Origin of the sequence: Mucilaginibacter rubeus (genome assembly GCF_014643835.1) — a bacterium.
GTDB lineage: Bacteria > Bacteroidota > Bacteroidia > Sphingobacteriales > Sphingobacteriaceae > Mucilaginibacter > Mucilaginibacter rubeus.
The window spans coordinates 275,027-294,037 of record NZ_BMKD01000008.1; the positions used below are offsets into that span (position 1 = coordinate 275,027).

Genomic DNA, 19,011 nt, shown 5'->3' on the forward strand with positions numbered 1-19,011 from the left:
CTTGTACAGGTGTAGCTAAAACGATACTTTTAACACAGCAAAATCTACTTTAATATGTCGAAACCAATAGTAACCGGCCTCATGGCCTATGGAATGTCGGGACGGATTTTTCATGCCCCGTTTTTAACTACCAATCCGGGCTTTACTTTTAAGGCCGTGGTTGAGCGCCATGAAAAAAAAGCCGGCAAAAAATACCCTGATGCGATCAGCTATGATAGCATCGACCAACTGCTTAACGACGATGAAATAGAGCTCATCATTGTTAATACCCCTAACAACACCCACTTTGATTATGCTGTACAAGCTCTAAATGCAGGTAAACATGTACTGATTGAAAAACCCGCAGCCGTAACTTCAAGCGAGGTGAAAGCGCTGTATGATTTGGGCAAAAAACTTGATTTGAAAGTGATGATCTACCAAAACCGCCGTTATGACAGCGGTTTCCTTTCGGTAAAGGAGGTGATTGAAAGTGGCAGGTTAGGTGAGTTGATCGAGGTTCATTTCAGGCTGGACAGGTACCGCATGGCTATCGGTGCAAAACAATTCAAGGAAACAGCAGGCGTTCCGGGCGGTGGCCTTACCTATGACCTTGGCGCGCATTTGGTTGATAATGCCATTAGTATCTTTGGCAGGCCGTTGAGCTATGAAAAAACTACCGCTGCATTTAGGCCAAACTCGCAGGTTGATGATTATTTCAATATCCACCTTAAATATCCTAATCAGCTTAATGTATACCTAACCTCGGGATTGCTCATTGCCGAGCATACTTATGGCTTTGTGGTACATGGCACGTTAGGCAGCTTTGTTAAAATGCGTACCGATGTACAGGAAGCACAGCTTGATGCCGACATGATGCCTACTGACGAAGGTTTTGGCATCGAGCCCGAAGGCAGCGACGGTAAACTGGTGCTTATGGGTGCCGACGGGCAGAAGACCGTGGAATGGATAAAGTCACCCAAAGGTAATTATAATGGCATATTTGATGCTGTATATCATACCGTGCGCGAAAATGCGTTATTCCCGGTAACCGAGGAGCATGTTGCCTGGCAAATTGAATTGCTTGAAAGCTAAAAATGTTGTAACTATGCTTATTAAATGCTAATTAAAATAATGAAGAAACTGTATTTACTGCTTTGTCTGATTATTGCCGCCGGGTGCAGCCAGGCACAAACGCCACCTGCTAATTCCGGCTTGCCGCCATATCACATCCTCACTACAGACAGTGTTTACGTTACTCCTGCCAACCTGAAAAAAAACAAACCGGTAATGGTGATCTATTTTTCGCCCGATTGCAGCCATTGCCAGCACCTGATGTATGATCTGAAACCCGAGCTGCCCAAATTAAAAAATGTACAGATAGTGATGATCACTTTTATGCCGATGCTTAAAGGGATCCAAACTTTCCAACGCGATTTTGACCTGGCCAAATACCATAACATCACCATTGGTACCGAAGGTTATACCTACGTTGTGCAAAAGTTTTACAGCGTACAAACCACCCCATACATAGCTATTTATGATAAGTATGGTAAATTATTCCAGTCGTACCCAAAAGTGCCAAAAATTCCGGTGTTGATGGAAACGCTTAAAAAAGTATAAAGTAGCTAACTTATAGCTCAAGCCGGTTAATGCAACGTTAACCGGCTTTTTTGTTTAATGTCCCATCAGGATCTCTCGCAGTCTGAGTTACCCTACAAAACTTTTTTGTCGTTTAATCAGCAAGGTGTGTTGTTTTGCCCCGCTGGGGCAAAGGATATTTTTATAACTTTCATGCTACAAACCTTTTGCACCTCTGGTGCACTTGCTTTTAAGTATATTTCAATTAATGTTGTTTAATAAAATATACAAATCCCCCAGAGGGGGCAACTTACTTAAACTCGCAGCGGCCATAAGAAGATCATAAAGCAATCAACAAAATCAAAGCCAATCAACAGTACCGATTACGCTTCATAATAGTTACCTTTGCGGCCAATATTTAAGTTGACGATGAAGAATACCGCATTAACCGATATCCACGTAAAAGCCGGTGCCAAAATGGTTCCATTTGCCGGTTACAACATGCCCGTTCAATACACAGGCATTAACGCCGAGCACGAAACCGTGCGTAAAGCCGTTGGTGTTTTTGATGTAAGCCACATGGGCGAATTCATTTTAAAAGGAGAGAACGCGCTTGATCTGATTCAGCGGGTAACCAGTAACGATGCCTCAAAACTATACGATGGCAAAGTGCAGTACTCATGCCTGCCGAATGAAAACGGCGGTATTGTTGACGACCTGCTGGTTTACCGGATCGACGAAAAAACCTATATGCTGGTGGTTAACGCTTCAAATATTGAAAAAGACTGGGACTGGATCTCCAAATACAATACCAAGGGTGTAGATATGAAAAACATATCCGACCGGACTTCATTGTTGGCTATCCAGGGTCCCAAAGCTGCCGAAGCTTTACAAAGCCTTACCGAGGTAGATTTGGTATCGATGGAATACTATACCTTTAAAAAAGGAACTTTTGCAGGTGTTGACAATGTATTGATATCAGCTACAGGCTATACCGGCGCGGGCGGCTTCGAGATCTATTTTGAAAACCAATATGCGGAGCAGATCTGGGATGCAATTTTCAAAGCCGGCGAGCCTTTTGGTATTAAGCCAATTGGTTTAGGCGCACGTGATACCTTACGTTTGGAAATGGGTTTCTGCCTATATGGTAACGACATTGATGATAACACCTCACCGCTTGAAGCCGGGTTAGGCTGGGTAACAAAATTCAATAAAGAATTCACTAATGCTGAAGCATTACAGGCACAAAAACAAGCTGGTGTAAACCGCAAACTGGTAGGTTTTGAAATGATTGATCGCGGTATTCCACGCCATGATTATTTAATTGTTGACGCTGATGGCAATACCATAGGTAAAGTAACTTCAGGCACACAATCACCATCATTACAAAAAGCTATTGGTATGGGCTATGTAGATACCGCTTTCGCCAAAGAAGGCACCGAGATCTACATCAGCATCAGGGATAATAAAATTAAAGCGCAGATTGTAAAACCTCCGTTTTATAAAGCCCCCTAACCCCCTAAAGGGGGAACTACCTTCAAAGTTTTCTAAATTAATTAAACACAAATGTCTGAAAATACAACTACTCAAACTCCCCCTTCAGGGGGCTGGGGGGCACACGTTTGCCTAACCCCTGCATTACTGCCACTGTTTAATGTGGAGGATTATATTGTAGTGGTTATTGATATTTTCAGGGCAACATCATCTATATGTTATGGTATTGAAAACGGTGCTGAGGCTATTATACCGGTATCACAAGTTGAGGAGTGTGCCGCGTATAGAGAGAAAGGGCTGGATTACCTTCTTGCCGCCGAGCGCGACGGATCGGTAGTTGATGGTTTTGATTTTGGCAACTCGCCATTTTCATATACTAAAGAAAAGGTAGCCGGTAAAACAATAGTGTTAACCACTACCAACGGCACACATGCACTGCATTTATCGCGCAGCGCAAAAAGAATTGTTATTGGTTCGTTCCTGAACCTTTCCGCTTTAAGCAACTGGATTAATACCCAAAACGAAAATGTGCTGCTGGTGTGTGCCGGCTGGAAAAACAATTTCAATTTGGAGGATACCCTGTTTGCCGGTGCCGTAATTGAGCAGTTAAAAGATAAAGGATTTGTACTGGACGATGCCGCCTTAGCCGCTAACGATCTTTTCCAGGTTGGTAAAAGCGATATCAACGGATATCTCAAAAAAACATCACACGGCGAACGCCTTAAAAAATTAGGCATCGAAAAAGATATCGAGTTTTGTTTACAGGTTGATTTGACAACTGCCATTCCTGTTTTGGAAGGGGAGAAACTGGTGAAGTTGGCGGTGTAATAAAAAACGTCATTGCGAGGCACGAAGCAATCCCAAACGATACAGGGCGGACCTGCCAATAGGGGATTGTTTCGTGCCTTACAGCAAAAATAGAAATCGTTGATGCCTCGAAAGAGCCGGCGTAAGTAAGCACCCCCTTTAGGGGGCGGGGGGGGCAGCAAACTCCACAAGCGCCTTTTCAATCCTGCTGATGGTTTCTTCTTTACCAAGCAGGGCGACAATATCAAACACATGCGGACCAAACTTGCCGCCAACCAGCATAATGCGGAAAGGCAGCATTACATCGCCAACTTTTAAACCTTTTTCTTCGGCAAGGGCTTTGAATTTAGCTTCCAGGTCATGCGCTTCAATAACTGCTTCGTTATTTAGCAAGGCGATAAACGCATGATAAAACGCTGTTTTGGCATCAGTCCATTTAGGTTTTACCGCGTTAAGGTCATACTCCCTGGGCTGCTCAAAAAAGAAACCCGCCTGCTGGTAAAAATCAGGCATTAGTACGCAACGGTCTTTAATTAAACCGATAACCTTGGCCAAATACTCATCATCATTAACGTTAACACCCTTATCAGCAAATACTTTTATAACATCTGACTTCAGACTTTCGACTTCAGACCTCTTAATCCACTCGGCATTGAACCATTTGGCTTTCTCAAAATCAAACTTGGCGCCCGATTTGTTAACGCGCTCTATCGAGAATTTTTCTATCAATTCGTCAAGCGTAAAAATCTCCTGCTCGGTACCGTCGTTCCAGCCCAAAGTTGCCAGCAGGTTCAGGAAAGCTTCCGGTAAAAAACCTAATTCACGGAAACCCGGCGTCAACTCGCCTGTTTTTGCATCAAACCAGTTCATGGCATACACCGGGAAACCCAGTCGGGCTCCATCACGTTTGCTCAGTTTACCGTGACCATCCGGTTTCAGGATTAACGGTAAATGCGCCCATTGTGGCATATCGGCCTTCCAGCCCAGATATTCCCAAAGCAGCAAATGTACCGGGGCCGACGGCAGCCATTCTTCGCCACGAAAAGCATGCGTGATCTTCATCAGATAATCGTCAACCACAACGGCCAGGTGATAAGTAGGCATGCCATCGGCTTTTAATAACACTTTATCATCAACCAGGCCGGTTTCAAAGCTCACATATCCGCGAATCATATCATTGAAACTTACTGTTTCACCCTCCGGCATTTTAATGCGGATCACATGCGGCGTACCTGCATCAAGCAAGGCATCAACCTCGTGCTGAGGCAATGAAAGCGAGTTTCTTAGGGTATGGCGATAGGCCAGGCCGTACTGAAAATTGGGGATCTCCTTCCGGTTTTTGTCCAGCTCTTCGGCGGTATCAAAGGCATAATAAGCATGCCCTTCCATAACCAGGCGTTCGGCATATTCGCGGTAAAGTGGTTTACGCTCGCTTTGGCGATATGGCGCGTAAGGGCCGCCGGCAACCGGGCTTTCGTCGGGGTGAAGGCCGCACCATTTAAGGCAATCTAAAATATATTCTTCGGCACCTTCCACATAGCGGGTTTGGTCGGTATCCTCAATTCGCAAAACAAAATCACCGCCATGTTTTTTGGCGTATAAATAGTTAAACAACACGGTGCGCACACCGCCAAGGTGTAAACCACCGGTAGGGCTTGGCGCAAAACGGACTCTTACTTTTTTATCGGTCATGATGGGGGCAAAGATATGCTTTAAGTCGGAAAGTCCGGAAGTCCGCTGTCCGAAAGTCGGAAGGATGGTACAGGCTGAAAAACCTACAATTTGAAAGTTTAACCATATGCAAATCCTCACTTTTCAACTTACGGACTTTCGGACAGCGGACTTCCGGACTACCTCCAACAAAAATTATATTTTACAAAGCAATTTTACGTTATTTGGGCTGTGCCCAGCATGAACCCATATCAACAGAAAAAACGTTGGAAATATTTGCTCCTTGCCTTTGCAGTGGTAATTGCAATTGGCTCATTGCTTTATACCCGTTACCTGGTAAAAAACATTGAACGTTCGGAACGTACCCGGGCCCAGGTTTGGGCCATAAGTATGCGCCAGATCCTTGCCTCAGATGATAATGACTTTTTAAACTATGTAATAGCCGTGCGCGATAGCCTTACCGTACCCGCCATTGTAACAGATGGAAAAGGCGAAATAGTTTTACAGCGAGGCTTAGACACCACAAAGACTTTTATCAAGCTGGAAGCCGAAAACAACAAGAGGAAAAAATACGATCCGGCTTACTTTAAAGAAGAGCTCGCCTATATGAAGGGTCAGCATCCTCCTATTAAACTCCAGGTTTTGGGAGAAGAAAACCTTGTTTACTATAAAGATTCGGCGTTGCTTACACAGCTGCGCTTATTCCCTTATGTACAGCTCACGGTAATTGCTATATTTTTATTGATGGCGTATACAGCCTTCAGTTCATCGCGCAAATCAGAGCAGGACCAGGTTTGGGTTGGTTTAGCCAAAGAAACTGCTCATCAGTTGGGTACGCCTATATCATCGCTTATTGCATGGATTGAGCTGATGAAAGAGAAATTTAATGCCGAAGACGATGTGCTGGTGGCCGAAATGGAGAATGACGTAAAGCGCCTTGAAATTGTGGCCGATCGCTTTTCAAAGATTGGCTCCAAACCGGTATTGGACGAGCACGGAGTTTATGCCGTAGTGAAAGATTTTGTTGATTATTTCAAGGTACGTGTTAGTAAAAACATCAGCTTTGAAATGACGGGTAATCCGCACCTCAAGGCCGGGCTCAATATTCCACTATTTGACTGGGTATTGGAAAATTTGCTGAAGAATGCTGTTAATGCCATTGAGGGTAAGGGAAGCATTAAGGTTGAGATTAGTGGCAATAAAGTTAAAAACCAGATTTTTATTGATGTTACAGATACCGGCAAAGGCATCTCCCGTTCTAAATTTGATACCGTTTTCCAACCTGGGTATACCACCCGTAAACGCGGCTGGGGATTAGGCTTGTCGCTCACCAAACGCATAATAGAGAATTACCATAACGGGCAGATCTTTGTGAAAGATTCGGAAATAGGTAAAGGAACAACCTTCAGGATAGTACTAAAAAACACGCGCAATGATAACAAAACCAAAACCAGGTGATTATTCGCCATTTGCAGCGGGATATGTGGGCCTTGTTGGCGACAATGATGTAATTAACATGCTTGAACAGCAAATGGATAACAGTTACCAGCTATTCAGTAATTTAACCGATGAGCAGGGACTATATGCTTATGCACCCGGCAAATGGACAGTTAAGCAGGCATTGGGCCATATGATAGACACCGAACGTACCTTTGCCTATCGTGCCCTCGTGTTTTCGCGCAATCATATCGAACTGCCGGGTTTTGACCAGGATATTTATGTTAACAATACCGATTTCAACCGTCAAAATATAAAAGACCTTGCCGAAGAGTTCCGTGCATTGCGCCAGGCAAACCTTTATATGATTAAAGCATTCAGCAATGAGCAGCTAAATCGTAACGGTATTGCCAGCAACCATTTGTTTACCGTTGCCGCATTTGTATTTATGCTGGCCGGGCATGAGCGCCATCATTTAAATTTATTTAAAGAGCGGTACGGGATAGGGTAAGGTATTTATATCGCACATCGTAAGGCCATTAAACATAAAGACTTACGAAGTTTTTAAAACTTCGTAAGTCTGGGCTCTCCAACCTGCCCCGGGGGGGGGGCGATTTTTTATTTCTCTTTGTACAATTCTTCTTTATCCAGCACTTCTCTTTTCTCGATGCGGTATGATAAAAACAAGCCGGCCCCTCCAAAAATAGCGATCAATGCTACGTATAAAAAGAAAACATCATCGTCAAAACTATTGAATATGCCACGGTTTAAAACGTAGGCCAAAAATAGCCCGATACCCGAACCAATAAGCAGTAAGCCCCATTTTAAATTTTGGTAAGGAGCCGATTGCGGTTTATAACTCCTCGGATCCATGTTTCGTTCAATCATAGCTAATTTCTCCCGTTTGTTTAAGTAAACGATCCCGAAGATCATTGCGAATAAGCTGAGGGGTATTATAATTCCTGCTAATACGCCCAATTCACCTGCGCCCATAATATTTGTTTTTTTAATTAAGTTAATACTGTTTTTTCTCTCTATAAACACGCCATTGCGGTGTATTTGTAAGCTATGACCACATGTTTTTTAAACAGGTTACACCCTGATTGAAAAAAATTATTACTCCCTTTTAGGAGGGCGGATGGCATTTATTAACTTTGCTTTAATGATAAGTGCGGCTACTCCTTTTAACCTGCTGGGGCAGGATCTTTTATTATTACCACAAAAAGCTATTTACTGGCAGCAGCAAAGCGCCCTGATAATTGCCGATGTGCATTTGGGCAAAGTGGGCCATTTCCGTAAGGCCGGCATAGCAATACCGCGGGATATGGAGCAAAGTGACCTGGCCGTACTTTCCGATCTTATTTATGAACACAAGCCGGAAAAGTTAATTTTTTTGGGCGATCTGTTCCACAGCGATATGAATAACGATTGGGATTGGTTTATCCTTTGGCGCAGCCAGTTCCCCGCGTTACAGATCATGCTGGTCCGCGGCAACCATGATATCATTGCAGATAAGCATTATCATAACCTGAATATCGAACTGCACGATGAACTGTTGATCGGCCCCTTCCTCATGATGCACCATCCGCTTGCCAATGACCAGGACGAAAAAGCGGGTTACGTTTTTTGCGGGCATATCCACCCTGGGGTAAACTTAAGCGGCCGGGCACGTCAAAGCATTACATTGCCTTGCTTTGCCTTCGGCAATAAACAGGGAATTTTACCATCCTTCGGAAAATTTACCGGACGGGTAGCTATCCGGAGCCTTCAAAACGACAAGATCTTTGCTGTTTTGAAAGATAAAGTTGTGGCTATAGCCTGATTTTTATCTACAAAATGCACTAAATCCATCGAATTCCCTGTCATAGTATTGTATTTGGCTGTTGAATACCAGGACATTATTTTAGATTGATTCTAAATAGCTTTTTGGTCTCCAATAAGCCAAAACCTCTTCTATGTTTTGTTATTTAATAAATACTTTTGCCTAATAAATCCAATTCATAATGAGCGAATTCAAACAAACCTTAAACTCGTCGCTGGGCAAAAAGCTGATCATGGCTTTAACAGGCTTGTTTCTGTGTACCTTTTTAATTGTGCACGTAGGCGGCAACCTGTTGTTGTTTAACAACGATAACGGTTTCAGTTTTAACGTGTATGCCAACTTCCTTACGCATTTTCCGCCTATTGAAGTTATAGCATACCTGTTGTACCTTTCCATTTTAGTGCATGCACTATACGGTTTGATCCTGACTGTCAAGAACCGTAAAGCCCGCCCTGTACGTTATGCGGTAGCGGCAAAATCTGATGCCTCATGGTCATCAAAAAACATGGGCCTGCTGGGTTCAGTCCTGTTCCTGTTCATCGTTATCCACATGGGCGATTTCTGGTTCCGTTACCATAACGACAAAACCATGGGCTTTAAAGAGTACCGTACCGACCTGGCAACAGGCGAAACAAAGGTTAGCGATTACACACCGGCCAATGCCGAATTCAGTCACTCTGTATCAACCGAAAACAATGTGGAAGTTGTAAGGGTAAAAGACCTGCACGCGCGTGTTGCTTACAGTTTCAGCAACATTATCTACGTTATATTTTACGTAATAGCCATGGGCGCTGTAGCATTTCACTTGTTACATGGTTTCCAGAGCGCGTTCCGTACGCTGGGCTGGGTACACCGTAAATATACGCCGGTAGTTTACTTTATTGGTACATGGCTGTTTGCAGTTATCATTCCGCTGCTTTTTGCCGCCATGCCGGTTTATTATTACTATTTATCAACCCAGGGAGCTCACTAAGTTTAGCTGGCCAAAAGCCACAAACATAAATACAAAGAAGAGATGACATTAGATGCTAAAATTCCTCAAGGCCCATTAGCCGAAAAATGGAGCAAGCATAAATTTGATCTGAAGCTGGTTAACCCCGCCAACAAGCGTAAATACGATATCATCATTGTAGGTACCGGTTTGGCAGGCGCTTCGGCAGCTGCCACTTTAGGCGAGCTGGGTTACAACGTTAAGGCGTTTTGTTTCCAGGACAGCCCCCGCCGTGCGCACTCTATCGCAGCACAGGGTGGTATCAATGCCGCTAAGAACTACCAAAACGACGGCGACAGTGTTTTCCGTTTATTTTACGATACCATTAAAGGTGGTGACTACCGCGCCCGCGAAGCCAACGTTCACCGTTTGGCCGAGGTTTCGGTAAACATCATTGACCAGTGCGTTGCACAAGGTGTACCTTTTGCCCGCGAATACGGCGGCTTGCTGGATAACCGTTCATTCGGTGGTTCGCAGGTATCGCGTACATTTTACGCGAGGGGACAAACAGGACAACAATTATTATTGGGCGCTTATTCTGCGCTTAACCGCCAGATCCATGCCGGTAAAGTAAAAATGTACACCCGCCACGAAATGCTTGACGTGGTAACTATCGATGGCCATGCCAAAGGTATTGTTACCCGTAATATGTTAACAGGCGCTATTGATACGCATGCAGGTCACGCGGTATTATTATGTACCGGTGGTTACAGCAACGTATTCTACCTGTCAACAAACGCTATAGGTTCAAACGTAACGGCAGCCTGGAGGGCACACAAACGTGGTGCTTTCTTTGGTAACCCCTGCTATACTCAAATTCACCCAACCTGTATCCCTGTAACCGGCGATCACCAGTCTAAGTTAACGCTGATGTCAGAGTCATTGCGTAACGACGGCCGTGTATGGGCTCCAAAAACTGTTGAAATTGCCGAGCAGCTGCGCAAAGGCACTTTGAAAGCAGACCAGGTTAAAGAAGATGACCGCGATTATTTCCTTGAACGTAAATATCCTGCTTTCGGTAACCTTGTTCCGCGCGATGTGGCATCACGTAACGCCAAGGAAATGGTTGAAGAAGGCAGGGGTGTAGGAGGTTCTGGCTTCGCGGTATTCCTTGACTTTGCCGATGCTATTAAACGTTTAGGCGAAGAAACTGTTAAAGCCAAATACGGTAACCTGTTTGATATGTACATCCAGATCACCGACGAGAACCCATATAAACAACCAATGCGTATTTACCCTGCGGTTCACTATACCATGGGCGGCCTTTGGGTTGATTATAACCTGAGCACTACAATCCCCGGCTTATATGCTTTAGGTGAGTGTAACTTCTCAGACCACGGTGCTAACCGCCTTGGTGCATCTGCACTGATGCAGGGTTTATCTGATGGATATTTCGTGATCCCTTATACCCTTGGCGATTACCTGGCTAAAATTGGCCCTAAAAAAGTTGATACCAGCCACCCGGCGTTTGAAAAAACCAAACAGGATGTTATCGCACACATAAGTAAATTATTAGCTCTTAAAGGCACTAAAACCACTAACGAATACCACCGCGAACTTGGCCATATTATGTGGGAGTATTGCGGCATGGCCCGCACCGAAGAAGGCCTGAAAAAGGCCAAAGGCCTGATCCAGGCTTTGAAAGCTGATTTCTGGAAAAATGCTATCGTAACCGGCGAAAACGAAGAAGTGAACGCTTCGTTAGAAAGAGCTGGTCGCGTAGCTGATTTCATTGAACTTGGCGAGCTGATGATAGATGACGCTTTAATGCGTAAAGAATCATGCGGTGGCCACTTCAGGGTTGAATCGCAAACTGCAGATGGTGAAGCACTTCGCGATGACGAAAACTTCGCGTTTGTAGCAGCGTGGGAATTCAAAGGTGAAAACCAACCAGAAGAGTTACATAAAGAGCAACTGACATTTGAAGCAGTTCATTTATCACAACGTAATTATGCATAGTGATTGGTTGATTAGGAGAATGGTTGATTAAGTTAAACCCATTTCTCCAATCATCTATTCACTCAATCAACAAAACAACGATAACTCAAATCTAAAACAAAGATGAGTAACGGAAATATGAACCTGACGCTTAAAGTATGGCGTCAAAAAAATGCTCAAACCGCGGGTAAATTTGTAAGCTACAAAGCCGAAAATATTTCGCCCGACATGTCGTTCCTTGAAATGCTCGACGTGGTTAACGAGAGCCTTACCCACAAAGGCGATGAGCCAATTAACTTTGACCACGATTGCCGCGAAGGGATCTGCGGTATGTGTTCATTATATATCAATGGTCACCCGCACGGCCCAAAACGCGGTATCACTACCTGCCAGCTGCACATGCGTACCTTCCACGACGGTGAAACCATCACTATCGAACCATGGCGCGCTCAGGCATTCCCAATTGTTAAAGATTTGGCGGTTGACCGCTCTGCCTTCGACAGGATCCAACAAGCCGGTGGTTATGTTTCGGTAAACACCGGTGGTGTACCTGATGGTAACGCTATCCCAATCCCTAAAGTTATTGCTGATGAAGCGTTCAACTCGGCTACCTGTATTGGTTGCGGAGCCTGCGTTGCTGCCTGTAAAAATGCCTCGGCTATGTTGTTCGTATCGGCTAAGATCACCCAGTTAGGCTTATTACCGCAAGGTCAGCCGGAGCGCTATCGTCGCGTGCAATCAATGGTTGCCCAGATGGACGAGGAAGGTTTTGGCAGCTGTACCAACACCGGTGCCTGCGAAGCCGAGTGCCCTAAGGAAATTAAATTGACTAACATTGCCCGTATGAACAACGACTATTTTAGCGCGAAACTGTTCAGGGAAGAAGAAGTACATGAGCAAGGTCATTAATTGATCTTTCTGTTAGGATATAGTAAACGGCCCGGCTTGTCCGGGCCGTTTTATGTTTTATTCAGAAGTTTTCAAACGGCTTGATAAAAATAAAATGAGATCATAAAAACACTCTTCCCTTTTTGGGAAATAAGCATACAAATCTTTTTTGGTCCGGCTTAAGACTTAGAACTTAAGACTTCCGGCTTACTCCTCTCCAACCAGCTTAAATACCATCCCATCCATGTCTTCAGAGATTCTGATCTGGCAAGCCAACCGACTTGCAGGTGGAGCGTAGGGGAGCGTATCCAATACGTCGAGCTCGGTATCCGTAGCAGTAAAATATTCCTCGGGGCCTTCTATCACCTGTACGTGACAGGTAGCACAAAGCGCCATGCCGCCGCAGGTGGCCAGTATATCGTATTCAGATGCCTTCAGTACTTCCATCAGGCTCAGATTTATGCCTTCCGGAATTTCAACGGCCCTGCTGCCTCCGTCGCGGTCAATTATGGTTAAATTTATCATGGCTAAAAAGCGCTTACACCGTAAACGGTGGTGTATTTAAAACTCAGTTTTTGCTCGGGGTAAACATATTTGAAAGCACTTTGGGCCATTAACGCACTTTCATGAAAACCGCATAAGATCAGCTTAAGTTTACCCGGGTAGGTATTGATATCACCAATGGCATAAATGCGTTCGATATTGGTGCTGTAATCAACTGTATTTACCGCGATGGCTGATCTGTCGATATTCAACCCCCAATCGGCAATAGGGCCAAGTTTGGGGCTAAGGCCAAATAAAGGAATGAGATGATCTGCTTCAATATGGCTTACCTGCTGGTCCCGGTCAAGCAGGGTGATCTCCTGCAAACGGTCATCGCCGGTTAAAGCAACTACGTTTGATTTAAGGATCAGGTCGATCTTGCCTTCCCTGGCCAGCTCAAATACTTTTTCGGCACTATCGGGCGCTCCGCGAAAAGTATCTCCCCGATGGACCAGGGTAACCCGCTCGGCTACATTGCTTAGAAAAACAGCCCAGTCCAGGGCGGAATCGCCGCCACCTGCAAGCACCACTTTTTTATCCCGGAAATGTTCGGGGTTCTTCACCATGTAGGCTACGCCTTTTCCCTCAAAATCCGTAAGACGGTCAATTTCTGGTTTGCGGGGTTCAAAACAGCCAAGGCCGCCGGCAATTACTACTACCTGGCAATGAACGGTTGTGCCGTCGTTAGTTATGATATTATAAGATCCGTCATCATTGCGTTGCAGGTTTTCTACCCGCTCGCCCAAACTAAAGGTAGGGTGAAACGGGGCTATCTGCAGCATCAAATTATCCACCAGTTGCTGTGCGGTAACATCAGGATAACCGGGAATATCATAAATAGGTTTATGCGGATAAATTTCGGAAAGCTGGCCGCCAACCTGTGGCAGCACATCGATAAGGTGGCAGCGCATTTTTAGCAGCCCGGCTTCAAAAACAGCAAATAAACCAACAGGTCCCGCGCCTATAATGCAGATATCGGTAGTAATTTTTTCCATGTATGATCGCCTTTGATTCAGCAATCAAATTTGCCGCTAAACTAATTGGCAATCAAATGATATAAAGTAATATGAGATTACTTTAAGTTATAATTGGCAAGGCAAAAACGCTTAAATAACTCTATCAGTTTGCTGTGTTTGCCATGCAATTGTATGAACTGAAAAGTGCGGAAAATCTCTAATCCTTTAACATCAATAATGGTGAGCTCGTTGTATTTTAACTCGCTTACTACCGATTGGATGGAGAGAAATGTTGCTGTTTCTGAGTATAAAAGATATTGTTTTATGGCGATGCTGCTCTCCAGTTGGATCTCGATGTTCAGGTCTTTAGGGTTGATTTGCACGGCGGCCAGGGCATTGAAGATAACATCCAGGGTGCCCGATCCGGCTTCCCTTAAAACCAAGGGAATGGCAGGCAATTGTTTGGGTGTGATCTCGGTCTTTTTGGATAACTTATTGTTAGCACTGGTTACCAGTACAATTTCATCTTTAATAAAATCGGTATAGGATAATTGCGGCGAATGGGCAGCCCCTTCTACAATGGCAATATCTATTTTTTCGGCCAGTACCAGCTGCGAGATCTGATCGGTATTGGCCTGGATAAAATTGAAAGTAACCTTGGGATATGTTTTTTTAAACATAGCCAACAGTTTGGGCAAAATAGTTTGCGCCACGGTGGTACTGGCCCCTATGTGCAGTGTACCGGCTTCCAGGTTGTTAAGCTGTGCCAGTTCAGTTTCCAGGTCGGTATAGGTTTGGAAAATCTTTTCGGCATATTTTTCAAGGATCTTGCCGGCGGTGGTAAGGGAAATATTATTGCCGTTTCGTTTAAACAGCTGTACACTGAGCTGCTGCTCCAGTTCCTTGATATGTTTGGTGACCGCCGGTTGGGTAATAAATAGTTCGGATGCAGCTTTGGTAAAGCTTAACCGCTGTGCTACCGTATAAAAAACCTTCAGCCTGAAATCAAATATCATTGGGCCAATTTAGGAATAAATACTTTTTATTCAGCATGTCGCTACGAGCGAAGCGTGGCAACCGCATACTATACAGTGCGAATATGCATTGGCTGCGAGATTGCAACGCTTCGCTTACAGCAATGACATAAATTTATGTCAATGTATCTATTTAATTCGTAGCCAATTGTGGGCTGGCATCCTTGCGTTTCAGGATCAAAGCTGCTATCAGCGCAATCACCAGGCCAACAGGCAGTATCTCCATGTAAGTAAGCACGATTACGCCGAAGGGGCTTTTGTACATATTAACATAACCGGCCATGCTTGCTTCCTGTTGCTTAAGTTCGGCGGCCGTAGCACCATGGGCTTTGGCTTCCCTTAAAACATGGGCGACGTATTTGGCCATAAAATCGGGGTAAAAGTTATAGAACTCTATTAACCACACAATCACATAAACTGTTGAGGTGATCAACACAATGTAAAGACCGATCATAAAAGCTTTGCCGAAACTAATTATGCCTTCGTTGTATTTGTCACGGTAATTTTTGATGGCTACAAATATCAGCGAAAACGCCAGCAACATGGAGCCATAGCCCACCCACATGTTGCCCTGAAAGTTGGGGTTGTTATAGCAAAGGGCTCCCGAAATTCCCCCGGTAGCGGCGATGATGAGGCCGGAGATTGATCCAAAAACAAATACATTCTTTTTCATATCGTTTATATTTTGATAGAACAAATTTGGCTTGTCAGAAACTTTTCGGGCTCATACTTTAGGGTGATTTTTAAAAATATGCTGCCATTAGTACTAAAGTATGAAGCGGGTTAAGGAATAATGCTGAGCCGCTTCCCCATTTCAACAGCCTGGGTGCGGCGTTTAACCTCCATTTTTTCAAACACCTTTGCCGAATGTGTTTTGATGGTATTCAACGATACAAATAAGCGCTCTGAAATTTCCTGGTTACTTAATCCTTCGGCCATTAATTGCAAAACGTCAAGCTCGCGTTTGCTGAGGCCAAGCTTTTCCACCTCTGTCTGGTTAATGATAAATTCAGGTCCGTTATTTACATAAACCTGTTTTTCTACAACAACTGTTTTGGGTTTGGTAAGTTTAAGTGCCAGCCAAATTCCTAATACGGTAAAAAATACTGCTATGGCACCCATGTAAATTTCATAGGCATTATCAACAATGATCAGTTTAAGCTCAAGCCATTTCAGCAACAACAACAGCAGAGCGAGTGCTACCGCGTACAGTATGGTATGTTTGTTTTTTGCCAATAAATTTGAAGCCATGTTATGAGCACCGATTTATCTTAAAATTAGGATTATTTAAGATAAAGCAGAAAGACACGCAAACAAAAAAAGCGGAAAACATCCCGCTCTTAAATTTATAATTTGTCAAGTTAATACCTTAATTCTGAAAGTCCTGGTTCCTTTTATTCATCAGCTTTAGCCGCGTCTTTCCTGGCTTTTTTATCGGCTTTTAATTTTGCATAGGCTTTTTGTTGTTCGGGGGTGAAAATCTTGTTTAAGCCGGTGGCGGTGCGTTGTTTAATCTTTTGATCGGCCAGGTGACTGGTTTTTTTATCCTGTTTCAGTTTTTTCAGGCTATCGATACTTGTTGCCTGGGCAAGCAGGATAACATTGACTTTTTTTGCCTGGTCGGCAGTAAGTTTTAAGTTTTTTTGCAGGTGCTCGGTTTTGTTGGCCGCTTTTTGAGCAGGCGTTTTTTCAATCTTTTTTTGTGCGTTGGCTGCGTAGTTTAGTCCGCAGGCAAGGGCCAGTAGCATCAGTAGTTTTTTCATATTTTTTATTTTTTGCAGATAATTAATTTATTGACAATATAGATGAGTTTTGGTTTAAATGGGTATGTGTATAAGTTTCTTTGACAATTAAATTAAACCAAAGGGTTCTTTTATGGTCGTACTAATGCAAAAGTTAAATTTTTAATTTAATAACCCGGATACTATGAAAAAGGCTGTTAAGTACTGGTGTGGCTTTGTTATGTTGTTGTGTTTGTTTACCGTATTTACTGCCTTTTTGCCGGGCTATCCTAATGCAAGTTTAAAATTTCCATATAAGCAGGCGGGTTTAACACCCGAACAAGCCGCGGCTCATTTACTGAGCCGTTTTACTTATGGGGCAACCCCGGGCGAAGTAGAAGAAGTATCCAAAATCGGCCCCGAAAAGTGGTTTGCCCAACAGTTGGATGCCCAACTCCCGGATGATTCCCTTAATCAACTGTTAAATAAATATGATGCCTTAAAACTGAGCAATACAGAAGTTGTTGCCCAATACCCCAAAGGCGCGCAGGTTTTGCGAATGGCTGTAAGGGATGGTATAGTTAACAAAGATTCGGTAAAAACAGATCGCAAAGCTTATCGCGATCAGCTGCAAAACTACATGCAGCAAAACGGATTAAAGCCCGAGCAGGAGCTGTTACGTCAATTCATCAACCAAAAAATATTAAGAGCCGCTTACAGCAATAATCAATTACAGGAAGTAATGACCAGTTTCTGGTTCAATCATTTCAATGTATCTATAGTAAAAAATGACTGTTCGCAATATATCCCCGCTTATGAGCGCGACGTCATCCGTCCGAATGCCCTTGGCAAATTTAATGATTTGTTATTGGCCACTGCCAAATCGCCGGCCATGCTATATTACCTGGATAATTTCAGCAGCTCGGGGAATAAGGAGAACATGGAGCAGGGGCCGATCCGCCGCCGGCTGATGCAGCAAATGCAGGGTGCGGATACAGGTCGGTTTGCCAATATGCCCAAACTAAACAAAGCAAAAAAGGCACAGGGGCTTAATGAAAATTACGCCCGCGAGGTAATGGAACTGCATACCCTTGGCGTTGACGGCGGCTATACCCAGCAGGATGTTACCCAGGCGGCTAAAGTACTTACCGGCTGGTCGGTTTATCCAATGGGCACTTACGGGCAGGCGGGTCAAAAACTTATGAACCGTATTGGGGATGAAAAACTGCAAAGCCGTGGTTTTGTACATGAGGGCGATTTTCTGTTTAACCCTAACAAACATGATAGCGGCGAAAAGACGGTATTGGGCCATCATTTTGCTGCTGGAGGCGGGTATGAGGAGGGGGTGCAACTGCTTGATATGCTGGCACACCAACGAGCTACGGCAAGGTTTATAGCAAAGAAAATTGCTGTGCGCTTTGTGAGCGATAACCCGCCGCAGAGCCTTATTGATAAAATGGTCCATACCTTTATGAATAAAGATGGTGATATTAAACAGGTATTGATCACCATGGTTGATGCGCCTGAATTTTGGAGCGCGGCAGCCTTAAGGGAAAAAACAAAATCGCCTTTTGAACTGGCCATAGGCTCGGTACGTTCATTGCATGCCGATATTACCCAGCCTTACCAGTTGTTTAACTGGATCAATAAAATGGGCGAAAAAATGTACTATTACCAGGCCCCAACGGGCTTCCCCGATAAAGGCCAATACTGGATCAATACCGGCGCACTGCTTAACCGTATGAATTTTGGTTTGGCGTTGGCATCGGGCCGGATCCCGGGTGTAAAGGTTGATCTTGCAGCACTCAATAACCACCACGAACCCGAAAGCGCACAGGCCGCACTTATGACTTATTGCAAGATCATTATGCCGGGCCGTAAGCTTGATGAAACTATTAAACGGCTTACGCCTATGCTTAACGATCCCAAACTTATGGAAAAGGTTGGCGAAGCCAGCGCTAAAACTCTTGCAGCAACCGCGCTACCAGTAACTGCCAGTGATGAGATGATGGATCAGCAGGCGGGTTTGAAAGGTAAACGAAAAAATAATTTTATAGCGATGCAAAGCACCTCGGGCAATAATTCTATGCTGGCACAGGTGGTTGGCGTTATCATTGGTTCACCCGAATATCAAAGGCGTTAATTGCAGGAG

Annotated in this window: 19 protein-coding genes; 11 read left to right on the forward strand and 8 right to left on the reverse strand. The window is 44.2% G+C overall.

The window, feature by feature from the left end; all coding sequences use genetic code 11:
- The first annotated feature begins 54 nt into the window (after positions 1–54).
- The 4 genes from IEX80_RS23535 to IEX80_RS23550 all read left to right on the forward strand — a co-directional run bounded on the left by IEX80_RS23535 (position 55) and on the right by IEX80_RS23550 (position 3,879).
- Positions 55–1,071 (forward strand): Gfo/Idh/MocA family oxidoreductase, encoded by a 1,017-nt coding sequence (locus IEX80_RS23535; protein ID WP_188834341.1) that lies wholly within the window; start codon positions 55–57, stop codon positions 1,069–1,071.
- Positions 1,072–1,110: 39 nt separating this feature from the next.
- On the forward strand, positions 1,111–1,599 hold the full coding sequence (locus tag IEX80_RS23540) for a TlpA family protein disulfide reductase (RefSeq protein ID WP_176625400.1): 489 nt from the start codon (positions 1,111–1,113) through the stop codon (positions 1,597–1,599).
- Positions 1,600–1,986: 387 nt separating this feature from the next.
- Positions 1,987–3,072 (forward strand): glycine cleavage system aminomethyltransferase GcvT, encoded by a 1,086-nt coding sequence (gene gcvT, locus IEX80_RS23545; RefSeq protein ID WP_176625398.1) that lies wholly within the window; start codon positions 1,987–1,989, stop codon positions 3,070–3,072.
- 51 nt (positions 3,073–3,123) lie between these two features.
- Complete coding sequence (locus IEX80_RS23550; RefSeq protein ID WP_188834342.1) at positions 3,124–3,879, forward strand: 2-phosphosulfolactate phosphatase; 756 nt, start codon at positions 3,124–3,126, stop codon at positions 3,877–3,879.
- 138 nt (positions 3,880–4,017) lie between these two features.
- Here IEX80_RS23550 and gltX read toward each other — a convergent pair whose 3' ends face one another.
- The gene (gltX, locus tag IEX80_RS23555; protein WP_188834343.1) at positions 4,018–5,550 is read right to left on the reverse strand and encodes a glutamate--tRNA ligase; all 1,533 of its coding nucleotides are present in this window, start codon (positions 5,548–5,550) and stop codon (positions 4,018–4,020) included.
- 219 nt (positions 5,551–5,769) lie between these two features.
- On the opposite strand from gltX, the gene IEX80_RS23560 reads away from it, so the two are divergent.
- Positions 5,770–6,987 carry a sensor histidine kinase gene (locus tag IEX80_RS23560; RefSeq protein WP_176625392.1) on the forward strand — a complete coding sequence of 406 codons (1,218 nt, stop codon included), beginning with the start codon at positions 5,770–5,772 and terminating at the stop codon, positions 6,985–6,987.
- Complete coding sequence (locus IEX80_RS23565; RefSeq protein WP_218117181.1) at positions 6,962–7,477, forward strand: DinB family protein; 516 nt, start codon at positions 6,962–6,964, stop codon at positions 7,475–7,477. Before IEX80_RS23560 ends, IEX80_RS23565 begins: the two co-directional genes overlap by 26 nt.
- Before the next feature lie 107 nt (positions 7,478–7,584).
- On the opposite strand, the gene IEX80_RS23570 is transcribed toward IEX80_RS23565, so the two are convergent.
- Complete coding sequence (locus tag IEX80_RS23570; protein WP_090530618.1) at positions 7,585–7,959, reverse strand: DUF6249 domain-containing protein; 375 nt, start codon at positions 7,957–7,959, stop codon at positions 7,585–7,587.
- 145 nt (positions 7,960–8,104) lie between these two features.
- On the opposite strand from IEX80_RS23570, the gene pdeM reads away from it, so the two are divergent.
- The 4 genes from pdeM to IEX80_RS23590 all read left to right on the forward strand — a co-directional run bounded on the left by pdeM (position 8,105) and on the right by IEX80_RS23590 (position 12,626).
- On the forward strand, positions 8,105–8,788 hold the full coding sequence (gene pdeM / locus IEX80_RS23575) for a ligase-associated DNA damage response endonuclease PdeM (RefSeq protein ID WP_229701739.1): 684 nt from the start codon (positions 8,105–8,107) through the stop codon (positions 8,786–8,788).
- Positions 8,789–8,969: 181 nt separating this feature from the next.
- Positions 8,970–9,761 (forward strand): succinate dehydrogenase cytochrome b subunit, encoded by a 792-nt coding sequence (locus IEX80_RS23580; RefSeq protein WP_090530615.1) that lies wholly within the window; start codon positions 8,970–8,972, stop codon positions 9,759–9,761.
- A 42-nt stretch (positions 9,762–9,803) separates the two neighbouring features.
- Entirely contained in the window at positions 9,804–11,738 is a 1,935-nt protein-coding gene (locus IEX80_RS23585; protein ID WP_188834344.1) for a fumarate reductase/succinate dehydrogenase flavoprotein subunit, read from the forward strand.
- 102 nt (positions 11,739–11,840) lie between these two features.
- Positions 11,841–12,626: a succinate dehydrogenase/fumarate reductase iron-sulfur subunit gene (locus IEX80_RS23590; protein ID WP_188834345.1), complete on the forward strand. Its 786-nt coding sequence runs from the start codon at positions 11,841–11,843 to the stop codon at positions 12,624–12,626.
- A 186-nt stretch (positions 12,627–12,812) separates the two neighbouring features.
- Here the strand turns inward: IEX80_RS23590 and IEX80_RS23595 are convergent, their stop codons facing one another.
- From IEX80_RS23595 to IEX80_RS23620, 6 genes are all read right to left on the reverse strand, one after another.
- Positions 12,813–13,130 (reverse strand): 2Fe-2S iron-sulfur cluster-binding protein, encoded by a 318-nt coding sequence (locus IEX80_RS23595; protein ID WP_091167599.1) that lies wholly within the window; start codon positions 13,128–13,130, stop codon positions 12,813–12,815.
- Between the two features lie 2 nt (positions 13,131–13,132).
- Positions 13,133–14,143, reverse strand: coding sequence for an NAD(P)/FAD-dependent oxidoreductase (locus tag IEX80_RS23600; RefSeq protein ID WP_188834346.1), 1,011 nt, complete (start codon positions 14,141–14,143; stop codon positions 13,133–13,135).
- A 77-nt stretch (positions 14,144–14,220) separates the two neighbouring features.
- Positions 14,221–15,120, reverse strand: a complete 900-nt coding sequence (locus tag IEX80_RS23605) for a LysR substrate-binding domain-containing protein (RefSeq protein WP_218117180.1) — start codon at positions 15,118–15,120, stop codon at positions 14,221–14,223.
- Between the two features lie 151 nt (positions 15,121–15,271).
- Positions 15,272–15,811, reverse strand: coding sequence for a DUF4199 domain-containing protein (locus IEX80_RS23610; protein WP_188834347.1), 540 nt, complete (start codon positions 15,809–15,811; stop codon positions 15,272–15,274).
- Positions 15,812–15,921: 110 nt separating this feature from the next.
- A complete protein-coding gene (locus IEX80_RS23615; RefSeq protein ID WP_090530593.1) occupies positions 15,922–16,389 on the reverse strand; it encodes a response regulator transcription factor in 468 nt (155 codons plus the stop codon).
- Between the two features lie 143 nt (positions 16,390–16,532).
- A complete protein-coding gene (locus tag IEX80_RS23620; RefSeq protein ID WP_091167609.1) occupies positions 16,533–16,901 on the reverse strand; it encodes a hypothetical protein in 369 nt (122 codons plus the stop codon).
- 163 nt (positions 16,902–17,064) lie between these two features.
- Between IEX80_RS23620 and IEX80_RS23625 the strand changes: the two genes are divergently transcribed.
- A complete protein-coding gene (locus tag IEX80_RS23625; protein ID WP_188834348.1) occupies positions 17,065–19,002 on the forward strand; it encodes a DUF1800 domain-containing protein in 1,938 nt (645 codons plus the stop codon).
- The last annotated feature ends 9 nt before the right edge of the window (positions 19,003–19,011 follow it).

Excerpts from the sequence above, each read along its gene's own strand:
- IEX80_RS23570 (WP_090530618.1), bottom strand. The coding sequence starts at position 7,959 with ATGGGCGCAGGTGAATTGGGCGTATTAGCAGGAATTATAATACCCCTC.
- IEX80_RS23600 (WP_188834346.1), bottom strand. The coding sequence starts at position 14,143 with ATGGAAAAAATTACTACCGATATCTGCATTATAGGCGCGGGACCTGTT.
- IEX80_RS23565 (WP_218117181.1), top strand. The coding sequence starts at position 6,962 with ATGATAACAAAACCAAAACCAGGTGATTATTCGCCATTTGCAGCGGGA.
- IEX80_RS23615 (WP_090530593.1), bottom strand. The coding sequence starts at position 16,389 with ATGGCTTCAAATTTATTGGCAAAAAACAAACATACCATACTGTACGCG.
- gltX (WP_188834343.1), bottom strand. The coding sequence starts at position 5,550 with ATGACCGATAAAAAAGTAAGAGTCCGTTTTGCGCCAAGCCCTACCGGT.
- IEX80_RS23560 (WP_176625392.1), top strand. The coding sequence starts at position 5,770 with ATGAACCCATATCAACAGAAAAAACGTTGGAAATATTTGCTCCTTGCC.
- IEX80_RS23590 (WP_188834345.1), top strand. The coding sequence starts at position 11,841 with ATGAGTAACGGAAATATGAACCTGACGCTTAAAGTATGGCGTCAAAAA.
- IEX80_RS23595 (WP_091167599.1), bottom strand. The coding sequence starts at position 13,130 with ATGATAAATTTAACCATAATTGACCGCGACGGAGGCAGCAGGGCCGTT.
- IEX80_RS23535 (WP_188834341.1), top strand. The coding sequence starts at position 55 with ATGTCGAAACCAATAGTAACCGGCCTCATGGCCTATGGAATGTCGGGA.
- IEX80_RS23580 (WP_090530615.1), top strand. The coding sequence starts at position 8,970 with ATGAGCGAATTCAAACAAACCTTAAACTCGTCGCTGGGCAAAAAGCTG.
- IEX80_RS23625 (WP_188834348.1), top strand. The coding sequence starts at position 17,065 with ATGAAAAAGGCTGTTAAGTACTGGTGTGGCTTTGTTATGTTGTTGTGT.
- IEX80_RS23605 (WP_218117180.1), bottom strand. The coding sequence starts at position 15,120 with ATGATATTTGATTTCAGGCTGAAGGTTTTTTATACGGTAGCACAGCGG.
- IEX80_RS23610 (WP_188834347.1), bottom strand. The coding sequence starts at position 15,811 with ATGAAAAAGAATGTATTTGTTTTTGGATCAATCTCCGGCCTCATCATC.
- IEX80_RS23550 (WP_188834342.1), top strand. The coding sequence starts at position 3,124 with ATGTCTGAAAATACAACTACTCAAACTCCCCCTTCAGGGGGCTGGGGG.
- pdeM (WP_229701739.1), top strand. The coding sequence starts at position 8,105 with ATGGCATTTATTAACTTTGCTTTAATGATAAGTGCGGCTACTCCTTTT.
- IEX80_RS23620 (WP_091167609.1), bottom strand. The coding sequence starts at position 16,901 with ATGAAAAAACTACTGATGCTACTGGCCCTTGCCTGCGGACTAAACTAC.
- IEX80_RS23540 (WP_176625400.1), top strand. The coding sequence starts at position 1,111 with ATGAAGAAACTGTATTTACTGCTTTGTCTGATTATTGCCGCCGGGTGC.
- gcvT (WP_176625398.1), top strand. The coding sequence starts at position 1,987 with ATGAAGAATACCGCATTAACCGATATCCACGTAAAAGCCGGTGCCAAA.
- IEX80_RS23585 (WP_188834344.1), top strand. The coding sequence starts at position 9,804 with ATGACATTAGATGCTAAAATTCCTCAAGGCCCATTAGCCGAAAAATGG.